The 17289-nt window shown below is 42.4% G+C and carries 15 protein-coding genes and 1 tRNA gene; 6 read left to right on the top strand and 10 right to left on the bottom strand.

The features are described 5' to 3' along the window. Window positions 1-99: 99 nt before the first annotated feature. Complete coding sequence (locus tag FNW02_RS17690) at window positions 100-360, bottom strand: CRR7 family NDH-1 assembly protein (protein WP_191758821.1); 261 nt, start codon at window positions 358-360, stop codon at window positions 100-102. Between the two features lie 1131 nt (window positions 361-1491). On the opposite strand from FNW02_RS17690, the gene FNW02_RS17695 reads away from it, so the two are divergent. Further along, window positions 1492-2514, top strand: coding sequence for a GGDEF domain-containing response regulator (locus FNW02_RS17695; RefSeq protein WP_191758822.1), 1023 nt, complete (start codon window positions 1492-1494; stop codon window positions 2512-2514). Window positions 2515-2539: 25 nt separating this feature from the next. On the opposite strand, the gene FNW02_RS17700 is transcribed toward FNW02_RS17695, so the two are convergent. Further along, on the bottom strand, window positions 2540-3745 hold the full coding sequence (locus tag FNW02_RS17700; protein WP_191758823.1) for a histidine kinase: 1206 nt from the start codon (window positions 3743-3745) through the stop codon (window positions 2540-2542). Between the two features lie 1049 nt (window positions 3746-4794). Between FNW02_RS17700 and FNW02_RS17705 the strand changes: the two genes are divergently transcribed. The 3 genes from FNW02_RS17705 to FNW02_RS17715 all read left to right on the top strand — a co-directional run bounded on the left by FNW02_RS17705 (window position 4795) and on the right by FNW02_RS17715 (window position 8447). Beyond that, a complete protein-coding gene (locus tag FNW02_RS17705) occupies window positions 4795-5910 on the top strand; it encodes a glycosyltransferase family 4 protein (protein WP_191758824.1) in 1116 nt (371 codons plus the stop codon). A gap of 61 nt (window positions 5911-5971) precedes the next feature. Next, on the top strand, window positions 5972-7357 hold the full coding sequence (locus FNW02_RS17710; protein WP_191758825.1) for an S-layer homology domain-containing protein: 1386 nt from the start codon (window positions 5972-5974) through the stop codon (window positions 7355-7357). 49 nt (window positions 7358-7406) lie between these two features. Further along, window positions 7407-8447, top strand: a complete 1041-nt coding sequence (locus FNW02_RS17715) for a M42 family metallopeptidase (protein WP_191758865.1) — start codon at window positions 7407-7409, stop codon at window positions 8445-8447. Window positions 8448-8765: 318 nt separating this feature from the next. On the opposite strand, the gene FNW02_RS17720 is transcribed toward FNW02_RS17715, so the two are convergent. The 4 genes from FNW02_RS17720 to FNW02_RS17735 form a co-directional block, all read right to left on the bottom strand. After that, on the bottom strand, window positions 8766-8960 hold the full coding sequence (locus FNW02_RS17720) for a hypothetical protein (RefSeq protein ID WP_191758826.1): 195 nt from the start codon (window positions 8958-8960) through the stop codon (window positions 8766-8768). After that, on the bottom strand, window positions 8960-9157 hold the full coding sequence (locus FNW02_RS17725) for a hypothetical protein (protein ID WP_191758827.1): 198 nt from the start codon (window positions 9155-9157) through the stop codon (window positions 8960-8962). The genes FNW02_RS17720 and FNW02_RS17725 overlap by 1 nt, the downstream gene beginning before the upstream one ends. 51 nt (window positions 9158-9208) lie before the next feature. Continuing rightward, window positions 9209-9658 carry an ASCH domain-containing protein gene (locus FNW02_RS17730; RefSeq protein ID WP_191758828.1) on the bottom strand — a complete coding sequence of 150 codons (450 nt, stop codon included), beginning with the start codon at window positions 9656-9658 and terminating at the stop codon, window positions 9209-9211. A 128-nt stretch (window positions 9659-9786) separates the two neighbouring features. Further along, a tRNA-Thr gene (locus tag FNW02_RS17735) sits at window positions 9787-9858 on the bottom strand. Between the two features lie 33 nt (window positions 9859-9891). Here FNW02_RS17735 and FNW02_RS17740 point away from each other — a divergent pair. Further along, on the top strand, window positions 9892-10161 hold the full coding sequence (locus tag FNW02_RS17740) for a DUF3493 domain-containing protein (RefSeq protein ID WP_191758829.1): 270 nt from the start codon (window positions 9892-9894) through the stop codon (window positions 10159-10161). Between the two features lie 340 nt (window positions 10162-10501). Here FNW02_RS17740 and FNW02_RS17745 read toward each other — a convergent pair whose 3' ends face one another. Further along, on the bottom strand, window positions 10502-12193 hold the full coding sequence (locus FNW02_RS17745; RefSeq protein WP_191758830.1) for a DUF1565 domain-containing protein: 1692 nt from the start codon (window positions 12191-12193) through the stop codon (window positions 10502-10504). 252 nt (window positions 12194-12445) lie between these two features. Between FNW02_RS17745 and FNW02_RS17750 the strand changes: the two genes are divergently transcribed. After that, a complete protein-coding gene (locus FNW02_RS17750; protein WP_191758866.1) occupies window positions 12446-12982 on the top strand; it encodes an alpha/beta hydrolase in 537 nt (178 codons plus the stop codon). On the opposite strand, the gene FNW02_RS17755 is transcribed toward FNW02_RS17750, so the two are convergent. From FNW02_RS17755 to infB, 3 genes are all read right to left on the bottom strand, one after another. Then, window positions 12979-13176 carry a hypothetical protein gene (locus FNW02_RS17755; protein ID WP_191758831.1) on the bottom strand — a complete coding sequence of 66 codons (198 nt, stop codon included), beginning with the start codon at window positions 13174-13176 and terminating at the stop codon, window positions 12979-12981. The genes FNW02_RS17750 and FNW02_RS17755 overlap by 4 nt on opposite strands. Before the next feature lie 6 nt (window positions 13177-13182). Next, window positions 13183-13794 carry a low-complexity tail membrane protein gene (locus tag FNW02_RS17760; protein WP_191758832.1) on the bottom strand — a complete coding sequence of 204 codons (612 nt, stop codon included), beginning with the start codon at window positions 13792-13794 and terminating at the stop codon, window positions 13183-13185. A gap of 201 nt (window positions 13795-13995) precedes the next feature. Next, the gene (gene infB, locus FNW02_RS17765) at window positions 13996-17130 is read right to left on the bottom strand and encodes a translation initiation factor IF-2 (protein ID WP_191758833.1); all 3135 of its coding nucleotides are present in this window, start codon (window positions 17128-17130) and stop codon (window positions 13996-13998) included. Window positions 17131-17289: the final 159 nt, after the last annotated feature.

Raw genomic sequence — 17289 nt, forward strand, 5'->3', positions numbered from 1 at the left:
TGATACTTTAAAATTTTGCCAGAGACTCTGTGAGATGCACTCACAGAGAACAATAAAAATAGACTTTCAAGGCAGGTTTATTGACTTTTGATTCAAAAATTATTTTTCTAAGCGAACTGCATACCACTGCAAATATTGCCCAGGGCCAACATCTAACTCGCAACTGGTGTCAAGTAAATATTGTGCTTGGGCTTCTACAGCATTAAACTTTTGCAAATCTGGTGGCAAATCTTGAAATTTGAGTTGTTGAAGAATTTTTTTGAGCTTTTCTAATAACTCTGTTGCTGTCAAAAATTGTTCTGGTTGGTTTGTTTCTAAGACGACAAACACATCCTGTTGATACATTAAGGGATCTGGCATTTAGGAAATCTGGTAAATGTCAATAGACTTTCATTTTCCGAAAATCTTGTTATAGCAGTCAAAGTATAGGTTAGGACAATGTTGATTGCTCAAAGCCTTGAATTACTTGGATTTCTAATCAGCACTCAGCACTTTGCTATACGTGCCAATTTTTTACTGTTTTCGCATATTAATACGACAATCTCGTGTGTTCTTCAATAATAAATTAATTATAAGTCTTATGAGCCAATCATAATAATCTTAATTTAGCATTTATGCATTTATGGATTAGATTTAGATTATTTTAACTACCTGATTTGGATAAAAAAGTTGCCTATCTTTTTTACCACAGATATGTATATATTATTGAATACAGTTAAGGATTTTTACTTAGCGTATTAAACCTAAAATCAAAAATAAACTTCTGTCTTCAGGTATATCTTCACCTTATGTAATTATTTTCAACCCTGATACGTCTTACCAAATCGGTTGATTTAGTCAAGTTAAGTTATACCATTTAACTGGGTTAAGTTTAGTAATATTAGCAGTATTGAGTATCTCGTTATAGCAACGCAGTAATAGCTTTGCCCCATATTATTTAATTTTAAAACTATGACAGAACTAAATAATTAAGCTGGCTATTTGAAGTTTTCAATAACATTGCAAGATAATTGCAATTTCACTATGTGACTGGGGAATGATAAAACTAACATTTCATACTACATACCATAGCTAAAAAAAAGTAAAATTTACCTTTGTATTTTAAATACACTCGTCTATGAAGCCTATTTATCTGGCGCTTGTTTGGCTCAAAATCGAGCAGTCTATTGTCAGAAAAAGTTTGTTGTGAAGCAAGACATACTTTTTGTTCAAGTTCTGAAATTGCTCAGTAACAAATAGCCTCCATACGATCGCTTCCAACGGGCACTATGCGCCATCGCAGCACAGCTTTCTTTCAGGATAATTCTGAAAGTCGTCACTAGTTTCACACGCAACACATCTTTTGTTCACATCTCTCCTGCCAAATTGCGCGTCAAGTGCGAGTTTAATAGCTGCAATAAAACTATTGCTCACAGGCAATTTGGCTACGGATGCAAGGTTTTTTCTGGCTTCCCCCTACCCAATACTTTCATTTTCTGTGGAACGCAACTCATGTCAGGCATAAGCCCATTTTCTCTTTCCAAGCAACCTCCTGTGATTCTAGTGGCTGATGATGACAAGACCATCCGACTACTGTTGCGTAAAGCTATGGAAAAAGAAGGCTATCGGGTAGTCGAGGTTTCTGATGGTAAGCAGTGTTTAGATGCTTACGAGACTGTTAAACCAGATATAGTTTTGCTAGATGCTGTCATGCCGGAAATGGATGGCTTTAGCTGCTGTAAGCAGTTACTCCAGATTGCCAGAAACAATTTAATCTCAGCACTGGCAACGTTTGATACTGACTCTGCCATTGGTAGTACTGTAATCTCAAAATTATGGGAGCGTACTCCCATATTGATGATCACTAGTTTAAATGATGAAGAGTCTGTAGACCGCGCGTTTGAAGCAGGAGCAACCGATTACATCACCAAGCCAATTCACTGGGCAGTGCTGCGCCAGCGGTTGCGCCGACTACTGCAACAAGCGCAAGTATACAAACAGTTAGAGGCAGCAAACCAAGCCTTACAACACCTTGCAAACGTAGATGGTTTAACTGGGTTAGCTAATCGTCGCCGCTTTGACGATTATCTCAATACTCAGTGGATTAATCTGGCACAAGAGGAATCTCCTCTATCGCTGATTTTGTGTGATATCGACTTTTTCAAATTTTATAATGATAGATACGGACATCCTGCTGGGGATATTTGCTTACAACAAGTGGGTGCTGTCTTAAACCGTAAGGCGCAGAAACATCAAGACTTACTAGCGCGTTATGGCGGCGAAGAATTTGCTGTGATTATGCCAAACACCCATGCATCTGGTGCGCTTCACGTTGCCACAGCGATGCAAGCAGCAGTAAGAGATTTGCAAATTGTTCATCACGGATCTGCTGTTAGTCAGTATGTGACTTTGAGTATGGGAGTGGCAACCGTTATTCCCACTTGGGAATCCTCACCTTCCGATTTAATTGTGGGGGCGGATAAGGCACTCTATCGAGCAAAAGCCGAGGGACGCGATCGCATTGTCTCAAGCTAAGATATCATTTGTCTTTGACTCTTGACTAAGACGGGTAAACTGGCAATGTGAAGTGGAACCATGCTCCGCCATAGGGAGCAGTGTCTACCCAAATTTGACCGTAGTGTGCCCTGATAATCCGTTGGCATAAACAAAGACCAATCCCATAACCTTCTGTACCTTCATCGCGTTGCAGACGGAAGTGATTTTCAAAGATGTGATCGCAATTTTCTACAGGAATGCCAGGGCCGGAATCGCCAATACTGAACTGAACTTTTTGGGTAGTACGATGCAGTCCAGCAACGCTAATTTTCCCGCCTTCTGGCGTGTATTTAATGGCATTGTCCAACAGATTCATCAGTACTTGCCGTATGCGTTCTGGATCGGCATAGACACAGGGTAAGTCTTTGGGGATATCTGTATCTATATTTTGGGATTTGGCAGTGTAGCGATCGCGCAATTCCTCCAGTACATCCAGGCAAACTTTACCTAACTCCACTTTTTGTGGTATTATCGGTAGTTCAGTATCATTACCACGACCAACGTGTAAAAGGTCAGTAATCATTCGGTCAATAGTTTTAGTTTGACTGCGGGCTTGCTTTAATAGATGCGCCGTCATGGCTGGTTTGAGGCGCACAAACTCACCTGTATCTAAATTGTAGTTAGATTGGAGAGTTTCTATGGCGATTGCGGCAGCAGTTAGCGGATTGCGGAGGTCATGTGCCAGCATCGCTATCACCCGGTCTTTAAACTGTAGCTGCTCTTGAAGTTTATCTTTTTCCTGTTTCAAGCGAAAAATTTCGTCTGAAAGTCGGATGAATTCGGCGGAAACAGCAACAGAACTGATTGTAGATTTTGGTGATGTTACTCGGCTATTTTCGTCTATACGTTCTTGTAAATCTTCCTGTAATTTTAAGTAAGCATCTATGGCACTCTGCCAGCGAGGCCACCAGTTTTTCAATTGGGCAATTATATTACTACCCGCTAGAATCTGCCGGGGTTCTGGGTGGATTTTGATTAAAGCTGGCGTTGCTATCAATTTAAAGTGTTCAGCCAAGTAGGGTTGTTGCCCGACATCAATGATTTCAAGTTCAAAACTATACTCAGCCTGCAATTCTTTTAAGTAAGCACGTATTCGTTGTACCTGTTGTCGGGACTTTGGGCGTCCATCAACAAACAGCAACAGATGGAGTGGAGCCTCAGAATAGATAGGCTGATCCTGGGAAACTGGCATGTATTCGTGTTTCAGCACTGGTAACAACCCGGCGACGCTTACGGAAAGTAAAATGGACTAACGTTTGTCGATGGTCGTTCTTTGTTCTCAATTTAATATCTATTTTAGATTTTTCATACTCTTATACAATCTGTGTTTTTGACATCAAGGTATCTTTATGCACCGTGAGAGTTAATTCTTCCATAAACATTCCCCCTTAACTAAGCGATTGACTAAGCCACAAGCACAAATTTACTGCTTTTTGTCTGCTTCTAGCCAATAATTGCTAGAGCTGGCTCCAGTAATAGATTGGTTATTATCTTAGCGGGTTGAGTTCTTGACTAAAGCACAAGTAGGATTTCTCCCAAAAACTCAATTTATAGATTCGAGAGAAATTGCTGCGACACTTGACCGCTTTGCCTATGACCTCGATTTCTAAGAGTGCAAGCTCACGTTAAATGCCTGTAATTGCCTAAAACTGACATTTTTTGCGTATTGCTTTATTCAGATTACCATTCTCAGATGAACAGTCTCTAGAATTGATCGCAAGCTAGCGTTAGAAAACGTTATCTATAATTTCCCTCCTTGGATGAGGCTAAGGCGGGATTTATTCTTAGTCTATCACTTTAGGTAGTTGGCGATCGCTTCTAGTTAGTGCATTAAGCAGTAGATGACAGCCATACCCTTCTTTGGCGAGTTTTCAATCGTTCTCGCATCCCAAATTTAAGATTTAGATCACTCTACCTTAATCAGCAAAACCTTACAACTTATGTATAGTAAGCTTTTTAGGTTTATTTATAATTTTTTTCTGCAAATGTTACTTTAGCGAAATTTTAGGGAACTCTATAAATAAGCATGGGAATTATCAAGACCTAATAGCTGTAGACCAAAGACAATACGGTAGCTTTTGCTACCGTTTACTCATTTTTATAGATCCTTTTATCCATAGGTAAATTTTTTGAGTATACCGAGGTTATTTACTTAATTAAGTAAATAAGTATCAATAAACTTCAGTTTTATACTTAATAATCAAAACTAAACCATTAATTTACATTATTAATAAAGATATTTAAATAGTCTATTTACGTATGAAGCTTTTAATTCAGCATCGTCATTCTGACAACGAAATTGCTGGTGTTTTAACTTATATTTATTCTATTATCCCAGAACTTGAAACCAGAGGAACTGAAATTAAAACTATTTCCACCAAACAAGATAATTTCATCAAATGGTTGAGCTATATTGTCTGGGCTGATATAGTTCACATGAACTCAAATAACTTAGTTTTTGCGATGCTTTGCAAAGCGTTGGGTAAAAAGATAGTTATTAAATATCATTATTCTTTTTATCATACAACGCATATTAATTATGAGAAGATGACGTTTGGCAGACGTCTGCAAGCAGAATTAAAGCACACATTACCTAAAGCTAACTATCCTTTAAAATGGAAATTGTATACTGCCGTAAAATGGATGCGACTAGCTATCCGGCTTTGTACTGCATTAATAGCTGATTATCATACAGCTTGTAGTAATTTTTTGGCCGAATCTAGCGCCTTTCCTTGGTTAGTAGAGACTTTATATAATCCCATAGAAATTAACCAAAAAAACCAGCCAGAGGATCAAAAACTATTATCTAATCCATATAAATTTGTTTTTGTCGGCAGATTAGATGGAAGTAAGGGAGTTGATATTTTATTGAAAGCAGTGCGAATTTTGAAAGACGAAAATCAGGAATTTGAAGTTTTAATAATTGGTAACGGAATACAAGCTAGTGAATTGAAACAGCTAGCATCTGATTTAGGGATTTTAAGTTACGTTAGTTTTTTGGGTCAACTTCCTAATCAAGAAGCACTTGTAAAAGTTCAGGATGCGCTAGCTTTGGTCGCTCCTTCTCGCTGGCAAGAACCAGCAGGTTACGTAGTGTTAGAAGCCTCTAGCGTTCAAACCTGCTCCATTGTCTCAAAGATGGGAGGATTGCCAGAAGTTGCTGGGCCACACAGCCTATTTTTTGAAAATGAAGACGCAGAAGGATTAGCCAGTTGTATGAGATACTGCCTGAATAATCCAGATGAAGCAATTAAGCGCGGTTTCCAGTCCAGTCAATATGTCGCCGAGAATTTTTCTCCAGCCCGTGCTGCTACTCAACTGCTGGAGATTTGCTGTAAACTCAGCCCTAAGCTATTAGCAAAAACTTATAGATAGGCAAATTAAATTTCGACAGTCTGCGCTAGGGTAGGAATTGAAACTCAATTTGTGATTTCCTGTGCTTCCCTGTAAACGTCCAGCTGTCTTTCTGAGTTTAGCTGTTTTACTCACTTCGTTAACAGCTTGTGCTAACAGTCCAGTTGCCAAAAACCTTGAGCAGTCTTTGGCAGCAGATCCGCAACTCCAAAATAACCCAATTGTTTTTGGGGAAGCTAAAGGTAACAAACCACAAGCACAGCAAAACGAATCAATGGTTCAGTTGCCGGCTGATTTTCCCAAAGATATCCCGTTATATCCCAATGCCAAGCTAGAGGAAGTTACGCCTACTAACGGCTCAGAAAATACAATATCAACTCGCTGGCTAAGTTCTGATCCCAGCAATTTTATTGCCGACTTTTATCGTAGCCAGTTTCAGACAAATAACTGGCAGATTTTGCAACAACCAACAGATGAAGCAGGAGGTACTTTTGAAGCACGTCGCAACGATTTGCTATTGAAAGTTTCTATTCAGCCACAATCAGTCACCAACGCTACACCCAATCAACCTCAAACGGCTACTGAATTACGGATTGAGTACGCACCAAATAGTACAGTAACGATACAACCGACAAATCCTAACGAAACTACTAGCGAAATTCCCAAACCAGGAGATTCGCAGTTTATTGGCCCGGTGTCACCCACAAACTTGGCAGCACAGCCAGGAAACACATCTGGTAGCCAAACAACCCCTACGACTACATCTGCTCAAGAATTTAACGATCTGAATAAAGCACCAGAAGAATGGCGGCAATACGTCCAAGACTTAGCTGCATTAGGTGTTTTATCTATAGAATCACAGCCTACTAAGAGTAACATCGCCACAACTAACCAGTTTGAACCCAGTAAGATCGTTACTCGTCGGGAATATGCCCGTTGGCTGGTTGCTGCTAATAATGCTATGTATGCTAGTAATCCAGCTAAACAAATTCGCTTGGCATTAGAAAGCACTCAACCAGCTTTTAGTGATGTGTCGAAAACTGATCCTGATTTTCGAGTAATTCAGGGATTAGCCGAAGCTGGGTTAATTCCTAGTCCTTTGTCTGGAGATTCTACAACAGTTTTGTTTCGTCCTGATGCACCCTTAACACGTGAGCAATTGCTGCTGTGGAAATTACCTCTGGATACTCGCCAAGCTTTACCTTCTGCCAACTTAGATGCGGTTAAGCAAACCTGGGGTTTCCAAGATGCGGGAAAAATTGATCCCAAGGCTTTGAGAGCAGTTTTGGCTGATTTCCAAAATGCCGAACAATCAAATATTCGGCGGGTATTTGGCTATACAACGCTGTTTCAACCCAAAAAGCCAGTAACTCGTGCTGAAGCGGCTGCGGCTTTGTGGTACTTTGGCACTCAGGGTGAGGGTGTATCGGCTGCTGAAGCTTTAAAGTTAAAGCGATCGCAAACCTAAGTCTATTACGTTCAATAGGTAATTATTGATTTTTCAAATTAATACATTGATGCGGGATTACGATCGCTTGTTTCAAACTATTGAAGAATTGGTAATGCACCATTCTCCTAGTGGTGCAGAAGCCGAAATTAACCAGTTGTTATTACAGCGATTTACAGATCTGGGTGTAGAAGTTTGGTGCGATCGCGCTGATAATATTATTGCGAAAATTCCTGGCAAAAATCCAGACAGAGCGATCGCGATTACAGCTCATAAAGACGAAATTGGCGCAATTGTCAAAACTCTTGGCGATGAAGGTCGTGTCGAAGTCCGTAAGCTAGGTGGTTCTTACCCTTGGGTTTATGGTGAAGGCGTTGTAGATTTACTAGGAGATCACGAAACTATTAGTGGCATTCTCAGCTTTGGTTCGCGCCACGTTTCCCATGAATCCCCCCAAAAAGTTCAGCAGGAAGATACCCCTGTTAAATGGGAAAATGCTTGGATTGAAACAAAACTCTCTACCACAGAACTAGAAGCTGCGGGTATTCGACCCGGAACGAGAATGGTGATTGGCAAGCATCGCAAGCTGCCAATTAGGCTAAAAGATCATATCGCCAGTTACACTCTAGATAACAAAGCTTCTGTTGCGATTCTGCTTGGATTAACTCCAAGCCTGAAGCCAGTTGTTGATGTTTATCTAGTAGCATCAGCAAAAGAAGAAGTGGGAGCAATTGGGGCGCTGTTTTTTACTCAAAACCAGCGTTTGGATGCTTTGATTGCTTTAGAAATTTGTCCGCTATCCACCGAATACCCAATTGAAGACGGCAAAAATCCTGTGCTTCTTTATCAGGACGCCTATGGTATTTACGATGAGAATTTGAATGGACAACTACGCCATTGTGCTAAAAATCTAGATATGCCAGTACAGTTAGCAACCTTGAGTGGATTTGGTAGCGACGCATCGATTGCTATGAAGTTTGGTCATGTTGCTCGTGCTGCTTGTTTAGCATTTCCTACACAAAATACGCATGGCTATGAAATTGCTCATTTAGGAGCGATCGCTAACTGTATCGATTTGTTAAAAGCTTTCTGCGAAACTGAGTTTGAGTGATAATTCGAGGCTTTCACTCCAAAGAGCGATCGCATATCAACCCAAAATAACCAGAAAAAGGTTTTGCAAAGTCTGAAGGTCTAGCTCCTCAAGTCGCTCTAACTTTTTAATCACCTTGTTTTACTCATTGGCCAAGATGATATTTGGGTGGTGTCCATCCGGTTGGTAGGTTAATTGTGTTCATGGTATTTTTGTGGAGTGAAGTGAAATCAAATGATGTTGATTACTTACTTTAGGTAGTGAATTAACTTTTTGTGGCAAAATAAAAGCGTTGATCTGCAAACAAAACGCTTTTGAAAACGTAAACAAAGGTTGTTCTTAGCTTTGACTTTGCCGCCTTAGTAACTCACCAATCAAAACTTGGCAGCGCTTGCTGGACTCGTAAGCTTGTCGCATCAAGGTTCTGTTTTGTTCTCGGTCTGTGTCAAAGACTTGAATGGCTTGGCGACTGTAGTCTGCTGCTTGCTTCCCAAGCTCTTTAATTCGAGCTTTTAACTCAACGTTTGTCTTCATTAACCCTCCAATTCAGAAATCAGAATATCCAGGTTTTCCGCTTCTACATAAAGTTTATCGGCTATGCTTTGAAGTAAGCTAGCATCTGGCAAGTCATCGTTGTCCAATGCAGTTTGAGCGACCGTGTACAACTCTTCAATCAGGGATTGCATCCGTCTATGTGCAATTCTTAATGCTGTAAGAGTGGTTGGATTCATATTTATTTTTCTAATCCTACCTCTTGGCTGTGCATCCTTCCAAGACTTCCTCTAGGATTTACGATTCCGGCTACTTGTCCCGGGGTCATTAAGCAAATACGCTCGTATTTGTTCAGATGCCAAAGTAAAAGCTGTTTTTTCTGCATCTGTTTTGGCTCCCCAGAATATTGCTTGCTTTCCTTTTACCCCTTCTATGGGACGGCTAAACTTTATGGGATTAGCCAAACGGTAAACGTAATTTTCTGGAGAACCAACACAACTGGCGATTTTTACCGCCCCAATTATTGCACCGCGCTTGACTGTTGTCGGGTCGATGCCATAATCAGCAAAATAATCATCACTTTGTTTTGACTGAGAAGCGTGTATTAGCACCCATCCTCTACGAGTTGTCGGTTGTGATCGGTATTCGGCTTCCTTAACGCCTAAGCAGATAGCGTAAGCATGGGGCGCATGGATGCTGATAGCTTTTAGCTTTGGCGGATAGTTTATTTCGACATTCATAAGCTGTAAAAACCATGAAAAATGATGCGGTACCAATATAGGCGCGTTTTTAATGGTTTTTGCAAGCATTTATCAAAGTGCTTGATTTATTTATGTCAAACTTGACTATTGAGCAATACTTTCATCGAAGCCGATGACGGGATTTGAACCCGTGGCCTGCTGATTACGAATCAGCTGCTCTACCACTGAGCCACATCGGCGTACACAATCTAACAGTATAGCATAATTTACTCATGACAGAACCAAATCCCAAAAATCACCTGAACTCTGAACAATATGCTCGCCTCAAAGCAGAAATGAAGACCCCATATCGAGGATTGCGGCAATTTCTTTATATCGCTTTCGGTGCTTCTGGTTTGCTTGGCGCATTCATATTTTTTTTTCAACTGCTTGCGGGACGGGATATTGACAGTGCTTTACCTAACTTGGCGCTCCAGGTAGGAATAGTTGCCCTAATGGTATTTCTTTGGCGCTGGGAGCAGCAGCGGCAACGACGTCCTTAGAGATTGGTAGTCCCAAATTCTTTAAAGAAGTAACTTTAGCTATTAATTTTTGAGCATACTTTTCTTGACATATATTCATATCAATTAAGTTTATTGAAATTTTCATAAAGTTGAAAATGTAAAAATAAAAAAAATATTAGGAAATCTCAAAATGCAAAAATTTCTGGGAAACTAGAAACTGTTCAAACGGGGTCAGCTAATATAAAAACCCTGAACATTAACTCAATAAAATTTAAATGAGGTCAATTATATTAAAGACCTCAAGTTTAATAAAACTCAAAATGTTTAAAGCGCCAGACTAACAATTTGTTAGTTTGGCGCTTTAATGCTAACTAAAGGTTTACTGAACTGTTACCAAATAGGATGAAGGAATTGGTTGGGCACGTCCTGCACTAACGAGTGCTTGGTAAACAAAGGCTGCAACTTCTGCTCTGGTTGCCTCACGATTAGGATTGAGTTGTTTAGCTGTGGGATAGTTGATTACTAATTGCCGTGCAGTTGCGGCGGCAACTGGAGCGATCGCATAATTAGGAATCTGGGAAGCATCGGTGTAAAAGGAAAGGACATTCTGATTATTGGCAGTTAAGCCCAAACCATTAGCTAAAGAAACTAACGCCTGCACTCTAGGAATTTGCTGTTGGGGTTTAAAATTCCCATCGGGATAGCCAGAGACAAATTGACTCTGGTAAGCAGATTTGATGGCAGCGTAAGCCCAAAAGTTGTTTTTTACATCCTTAAACTCAATGCCTGCGCGTTTTGCAGGTGGTTTCAGGGCTTTAGTGATAATAGTGGCGAATTGGGCGCGAGTCACAGGCTCGTTGGGTTTAAAGCTCCCATCAGGAAAGCCAGCAATAATATTTTGGGAGGCTAAGGCTTCGATGTAGGGTTTGGCCCAATAAGTTGCTGTCACATCCTTAAAGGCAACAGGCCCTCCTGGTGGTTGGTCAACAGCAGCGGCAACAAATTCCACTGACCCTAAAATCCGTTTCTGATCAATATCGTTGCCAATAGCGAGAATCTGATTAGTTTTGGTGGCGTTGTTCAGGTCATAACGAGTGTTATTGCGGATGAGATTGCCACCAGGATTTTCGTTAGTGCCAAGATCGGGTAGAGCATTGACAGTTGCTACGACGCCATCCCGCTTATTGTTCTGAATAACATTCTTACGTAGTATGGGCTTGGCTGACTCTGAGATAAAAAGACCGTCTTGGTTTTGGACAATTTGGTTTTCCACAACCAAAGGTGTGGAAGTACCACCGATCGCCAAACCAAAACCCGTATCCTGAAATACGTTATTCCGAATCTCTCCTTGGGCAGATCTAGCGATAGAAACCCCGTTACCTTTGTTTTGCACAAAGAGATTGTTTTCAATTTTGGGATTACCTGTACCCGTAACAAAAACACCCTCTCTTACACTGTTAGTAAAAGTACTATTTTTGATAATGGGATTAGTTGATTCTACCCACACACCTGTACCCCGCTGATTTGGGTTGGTGACACTCACGCCTGTGATCGTAGTATCTTGCTCGGCAAGAATTGTAATATCCTGTCTGGCAAAGGTGCGACTAGTGTAGAAACCTCCACCTGTAATCAATATTGCCTGACCTTTAGTCGATTCATCACCCCGCAGCGTTACCCCTGGTTTAAGCAAGACTGGAAAAGTTTCTCCACTTTCCTGGTTATAGTTCCCAGCAGCCAGTTGAATGGTTGTACCTGGTTGGGCTTGACTTAGGGCGAAGGTGATGGTTTTGTAGGGTGCTGCTGCCGTTGCACCTGCACCAGTAGTATCTGCACCAGTTGCAGAGTTAACGTAAATAACTGTTGCACTTGCAGGAACTTGCGCTGTGAGAGTAGGGGCAATAGCTGCTTGGTGAGTAGCACCAGCATTTACCTCACTAGGTAGTAGCATTGAGCCACTAGAAACAACTAATAAAGCCGTTAGTCCAGCTCCCACACGTAAAGTAGATTTGAGGTGATTGCTAGAAAGAAGGCGATTTTTCGCTGGAGAAATGTGAAAACTCCGATATTTCATTTTTAAGGTCTGTAATGTGCTGAATTAAAGTACGTTGAACAAGGTTGAAGGTAGCAGCCATGTAGCTGTAAAACCCATGCAAAACTATACCGGATGATTAGCACTAATTCAGCTAAATTCCTTAGATAGATCACAGAACTTATACTGTTGATTTCTAAAAATTACCCGCGAGTGGATACCTAGAGCCAGATGCCACAACTAATTGTCCTGGAATACCATCCAGGAAAAGAAGCCTTTTGGAAATCAAAGGAAATGCGTTGTCAATTTTTAGCGCTACGTCGAATCTTAGTTTTAGTCTTTACCGCCTGTCTTTTAACCTTCACCGCTCCTGGCTTCGCTGCTGAACGAGTGGTGCTCAAGTACGGGGTCTTCCGTGAATCACTTTCAGTAGAGGAGCTATCCACTTTTGCCCAAACAGGTGAACTTTCACGTTCATTAAGAGTTAATTTAGCTTTAGCGCGACAAAATCCCAGAGCAATTCGTCAGTATTTAACTCAACCAGTGAAGGTAAACCCCGTGTTTTTGGATAGAGTACTCAATAGCCCGGTTGGTAACGTTATTTTGGATCAAATTAGTGAAGTTATTCATACACCTTCTCGCAGAGCAGACCGACAGGCTATACGTGCTGCTTTAGTTGTTTCTGCAAGTCAAGATGGGCAAGTGTCGTTAATCGAAATTATTGAAAATTATCCCACAACAGAAGTAGAAGTTGATGGCGATCGCTTGGAGAGTGCCTATCGTCAACTTCGTCGCTTGCAAACAAGCTTAGAAAATTTATTTGGTATTTAGTAAGCTAAAGTCTCTAAAGTTTCTCTTAAATACCGCTGTACCTGCTGTTCTAGGCGAAGCCCTTGTAATTGAACATCGCGTTCTAGCTGCCAGCGTTGAAAGCCGGAGCTTGCAGAGATTGCGTATTTGAGGCTATACCAAATTTCAGTATCAGGAGAAATTTGGCGATCGCTAAAAGCTGGAATTTGAGCCATAGTTCCTCATTCCTCAGTTTTAACTTCCAGATTCAAATGGGGCAAGATTCGATTAACTCGTACCCCTAAAATTGTGAAATCCTGCTTAATCTTTTCTAAAGATAATGCTTCTGCGGCTGCAAAATCTGTGTCATTAGTCACTAAAATTCGTGCGACACTCACAGGAATTTGTAAAAATAGATTACTTGCTAAAAAGGCTAAAGCAGCAAGCAGTAACCCCAGACTACGCCATTGTGGTAAAAATTTAGCTACATTGGCTACCATTGGGGCAACTTGATAGAGATGCCACAGCACCCATACTAATAATACTGCTGCTAGCAGCGATAGCATCCGATTTAACTTTGTATTAATTAAACAGAGAATTTTTCGCTGCCGCTCTGTCAGATTTTCTGGTTTTAAGGCTATTCCCAAAATCGCAAATATATAAAAAGGGCGGCGCAGCTGCATCCACAGCAGAGGAACAATACCAATGGTGGCCACTAGGAACAGTTCCATCCACATTGGCAACATTGGCTCACCCATAGACAGGAACAATAAGCACAATACCAAAAAAATAGGCAACGTTGCCAATCCAGCAATGTGAATCCATAAGATAGGTTCAGAGCGAAATGAGGGCATATATCAAGTTATCAGTCTTGAATTCTGAATAACTAAAGTTCAGATGTCTGAGTACTAAGTGTTGATTTTCAAGTTTTGAATTTTGAGTTTTGAACTAAAAACTGTTTTCAACTCAACACTCTTAACTTTTACTCAGCACTTTGCGAGAAGTTGGAGCGGAGGCTTCCTCCGCTCCAAACTTCGGTAACTCATTGCACAACACTATTTCGTCAATGTGAGAGTACGGCGCTTAGTCACCATCTGGTAGGCTTCGATGATGTCACCTTCAATCCAATCATTGAATTTATCAATGCCGACTCCGCATTCATAACCGGCGTTGACCTCACGGGAATCCTCTTTCATCCGTTTTAAGGAATCTAGGACGCCTTCATAGATCACTTTATTGCCACGACGCACCCGCACTTTGCAGTTGCGAATCAATTTGCCAGATTGAACATAGCAACCAGCAACCGCACCACGACCAACTGGGAAGACGGCACGTACTTCGGTTTGACCCAAAGGTTCTTCCACCAACTCTGGTTCCAAAAGGCCTTCCAAGGCATCTTGAATATCTTCCAAGAGTTTGTAGATAATATTGTATTCCCGGACATCTACACCAGCCTCATCTGCGGCTTGTCTTGCTCCACTAGCGAAGGTGGTGTTAAAGCCAATAATCACAGCGTTACTGGCAGCTGCTAAGTCGATATCTGTCTCGGTGATTTCTCCAGCAGTAGCCAATAACATGCGGATTTGGACTTCGTTTTGCGGGATTTGTTTGAGCGCTCCCACAATCGCTTCCACGGAACCTTGTACGTCTCCCTTCAAGATTAAGTTGAGTTCTTTCAACTCGCCTTCTTGTGCTTGAGCTGAGAGGGTTGTGAGGGTGACACGTCCCTGCAACAGGCGGGATTGGCGTTGTTTGTCGGCTCTGTCGGCTGCGAGTGCTCTAGCTTCTTTTTCGTTCTCGAAGACTTCAAACTCGTCACCTGCCGCTGGTACTTCACTTAAGCCTAATACCTCAACTGCAAAGGAGGGAGAAGCAACATCAACTCTTGCACCTCTGTCATTGACCATTGCTCGCACCTTACCAAAGGCAGAGCCAGCTACCAGCATATCTCCCACGTGTAGGGTACCATTCTGAATCAGTAGGGTAGCAACTGCTCCCTTAGCTTTATCCAGATGGGCTTCAATTACCGTTCCTTTAGCGGAGCGGTCTGGGTTCGCATTGAGTTCTTCTACCTCTGCTACGAGCAGAATCATCTCTAAAAGCGTATCTAGGTTTTCGCCTCGGATAGCACTCACAGGAACCATAATTGTCTCACCGCCCCAATCTTCTGCGGTCAGTCCATACTGGGTGAGTTCTTGTTTCACCCGCTCTGGCTGCGCCCCTTCTTTATCGATTTTGTTGATTGCGACGATAATTGGTACTCCGGCAGCTTGAGCGTGGCTAACTGCTTCAACGGTTTGAGGGCGAACGCCATCATCAGCAGCCACTACCAAAACGGCAATGTCTGTTACCCGCGTTCCTCGCGCCCGCATAGCTGTAAAAGCTTCGTGACCGGGGGTATCCAGGAAGACAACCTGCTGCATTTTGCCTTCATGTTCCACATCTACATGATATGCACCAATGTGTTGGGTAATACCACCTGCTTCGCCAGCAGCCACTTTGGTTTTACGAATCGAGTCGAGTAGAGTTGTTTTACCGTGGTCTACGTGACCCATTATTGTCACTACTGGCGGACGACGGTGGAGATAATCCAAGTCTTCCGCACTGAGCATTTCTGTGATTTTCCGGGCTTCTGCTTCCGGTTCAGCAGTTTCGACTTCTATTTCTAGTTCTTTTCCTACCAGAGTAATTGTGGGAATATCCAGATTTTGGGTGATACTCACCGCCATGCCTTTGAGGAACAGGATTTTCACAATCTCTGTATCGGCAACGGCCATAACGTCAGCCAATTCTTGTACTGTCAGCGGGCCTGTCACTACAACTTTTTCTGGACGCTCACGCTTAATTTCGGTTTCTTGACGACGGTTTTGGTCGCGGTTGTAACTAGACTTTCTACTACCTCTGGCAGTTGGAGTGCTCACAACCGCTGCGGCAATTGGCTGCGCTGGTCGGGCAGCCTTGGGTTTGGGAGGACGGGCGATGGAAAGGCTGACTTGGACTGTGGCTGGTATTTCTAGACCATCTTCGTCCAGTAAATCTTCTTCTTCAAATTCATCATCAAGTATCGGCTTGATCCGCTTGCCTTTGACGCCGGCCTTTGCCTTTTCTTTGACTTCGTCAATGATTTCTTCTTCTACCCATTTTTTCCCACCTTTAGTGGGACGGGGTGGAGTTGGGCGTTTCAAATCGAGGAGATCGGGTGCAACTGGCTCATCACCCAATCCTTCAGATTTCGCTGCTACTCCTGACATCTGTCTGGGCGGGGTAGCTATGGGCATTGCTGCTACAGCTTCACCAGGACGTGCTGGTCTGGGTCTTTGCCCTTCTCCTATTGGTGCTGGTGCAGATGGTCTATTACCTCTATGTTCTGGTTTTACAGGCGGCGGAGTGGGACGGGCCTGTCTTTGCGGTGCAGTTTGTGGGGTCTGGTCAGTTGTGAGCTTAGCGACTTTTGGCTTGACTTGATCCCGATCATCTTCGACTCGCCGTGGGCGATCGCGTTTGAGTACAGGTTTGTCTGCCTGAGATTGCGGTTCATCTGCTTGCGCTTCTTCCGTCAATGGTCTTGACGGTGGGGCAACCAGTTGCGGTTTTTGAGGTTTTTCCGGTTTGGGTCTGGGTGGAACCGTTTTTTCCGGTTTTTCCGCTGCTATTTTTTCCGGTGTCTGATCTGTATTGGGATTGGGCTTTTGATCCGCGTCTGTGACAGTATGTTGCTGTGCGGTTTCAGGATGATTCCGGGTTACAGGTCGAATTGGTGCCGTCGGCTGCATGGGTGAGACAGGTGTAGCGAAGGACCGTGGAGGAGAAGGAGGATTAGCTTCAGACAAGGCAGCTTGGGTATTGGTAGCGACTGACGCCTCTGGGGCGTTGGAGGTAGGATTTCTCAATATTTTGGGTTTACGAATTTCCAAAATTTGTTGTTTGTGAGGTGGAGCAGGTCGGTTACGTCCGCCATTTTGTGGCGAATTGGGTTTATGAGTGGTTATACCTAATTCTTTTTTAGGGGTTCCATTTGTAGCCGCGAGTTTTTCCGCAGCCGAACGGATACGTTCTGCCTCCGATTCTGAAATCGTGCTGCTATGGCTTTTGACCGCAATGTTGAGCTGGTCGCAAATTGCTAATAGCTCTTTGTTATCCAAATTCAATTCCTTTGATAATTCGTAGATTCTAACTTTGCCGTTGTTCATCCACTCTTCCCCTTTAATTTACAGTTTTAGCGGATGGTTGCCTGGTTTGCGACATCTCCATCCTTTGATTACTGTTTTTTGGTTGCCCTTGGTGATTTTGTCGGTGCCTCCAATCAGGAAAGAGAGATGTTTCGATTTAACGCTGGCGTCCCCACCAGG

Origin of the sequence: Komarekiella delphini-convector SJRDD-AB1, from assembly GCF_014831675.1 — a bacterium.
GTDB lineage: Bacteria > Cyanobacteriota > Cyanobacteriia > Cyanobacteriales > Nostocaceae > Komarekiella.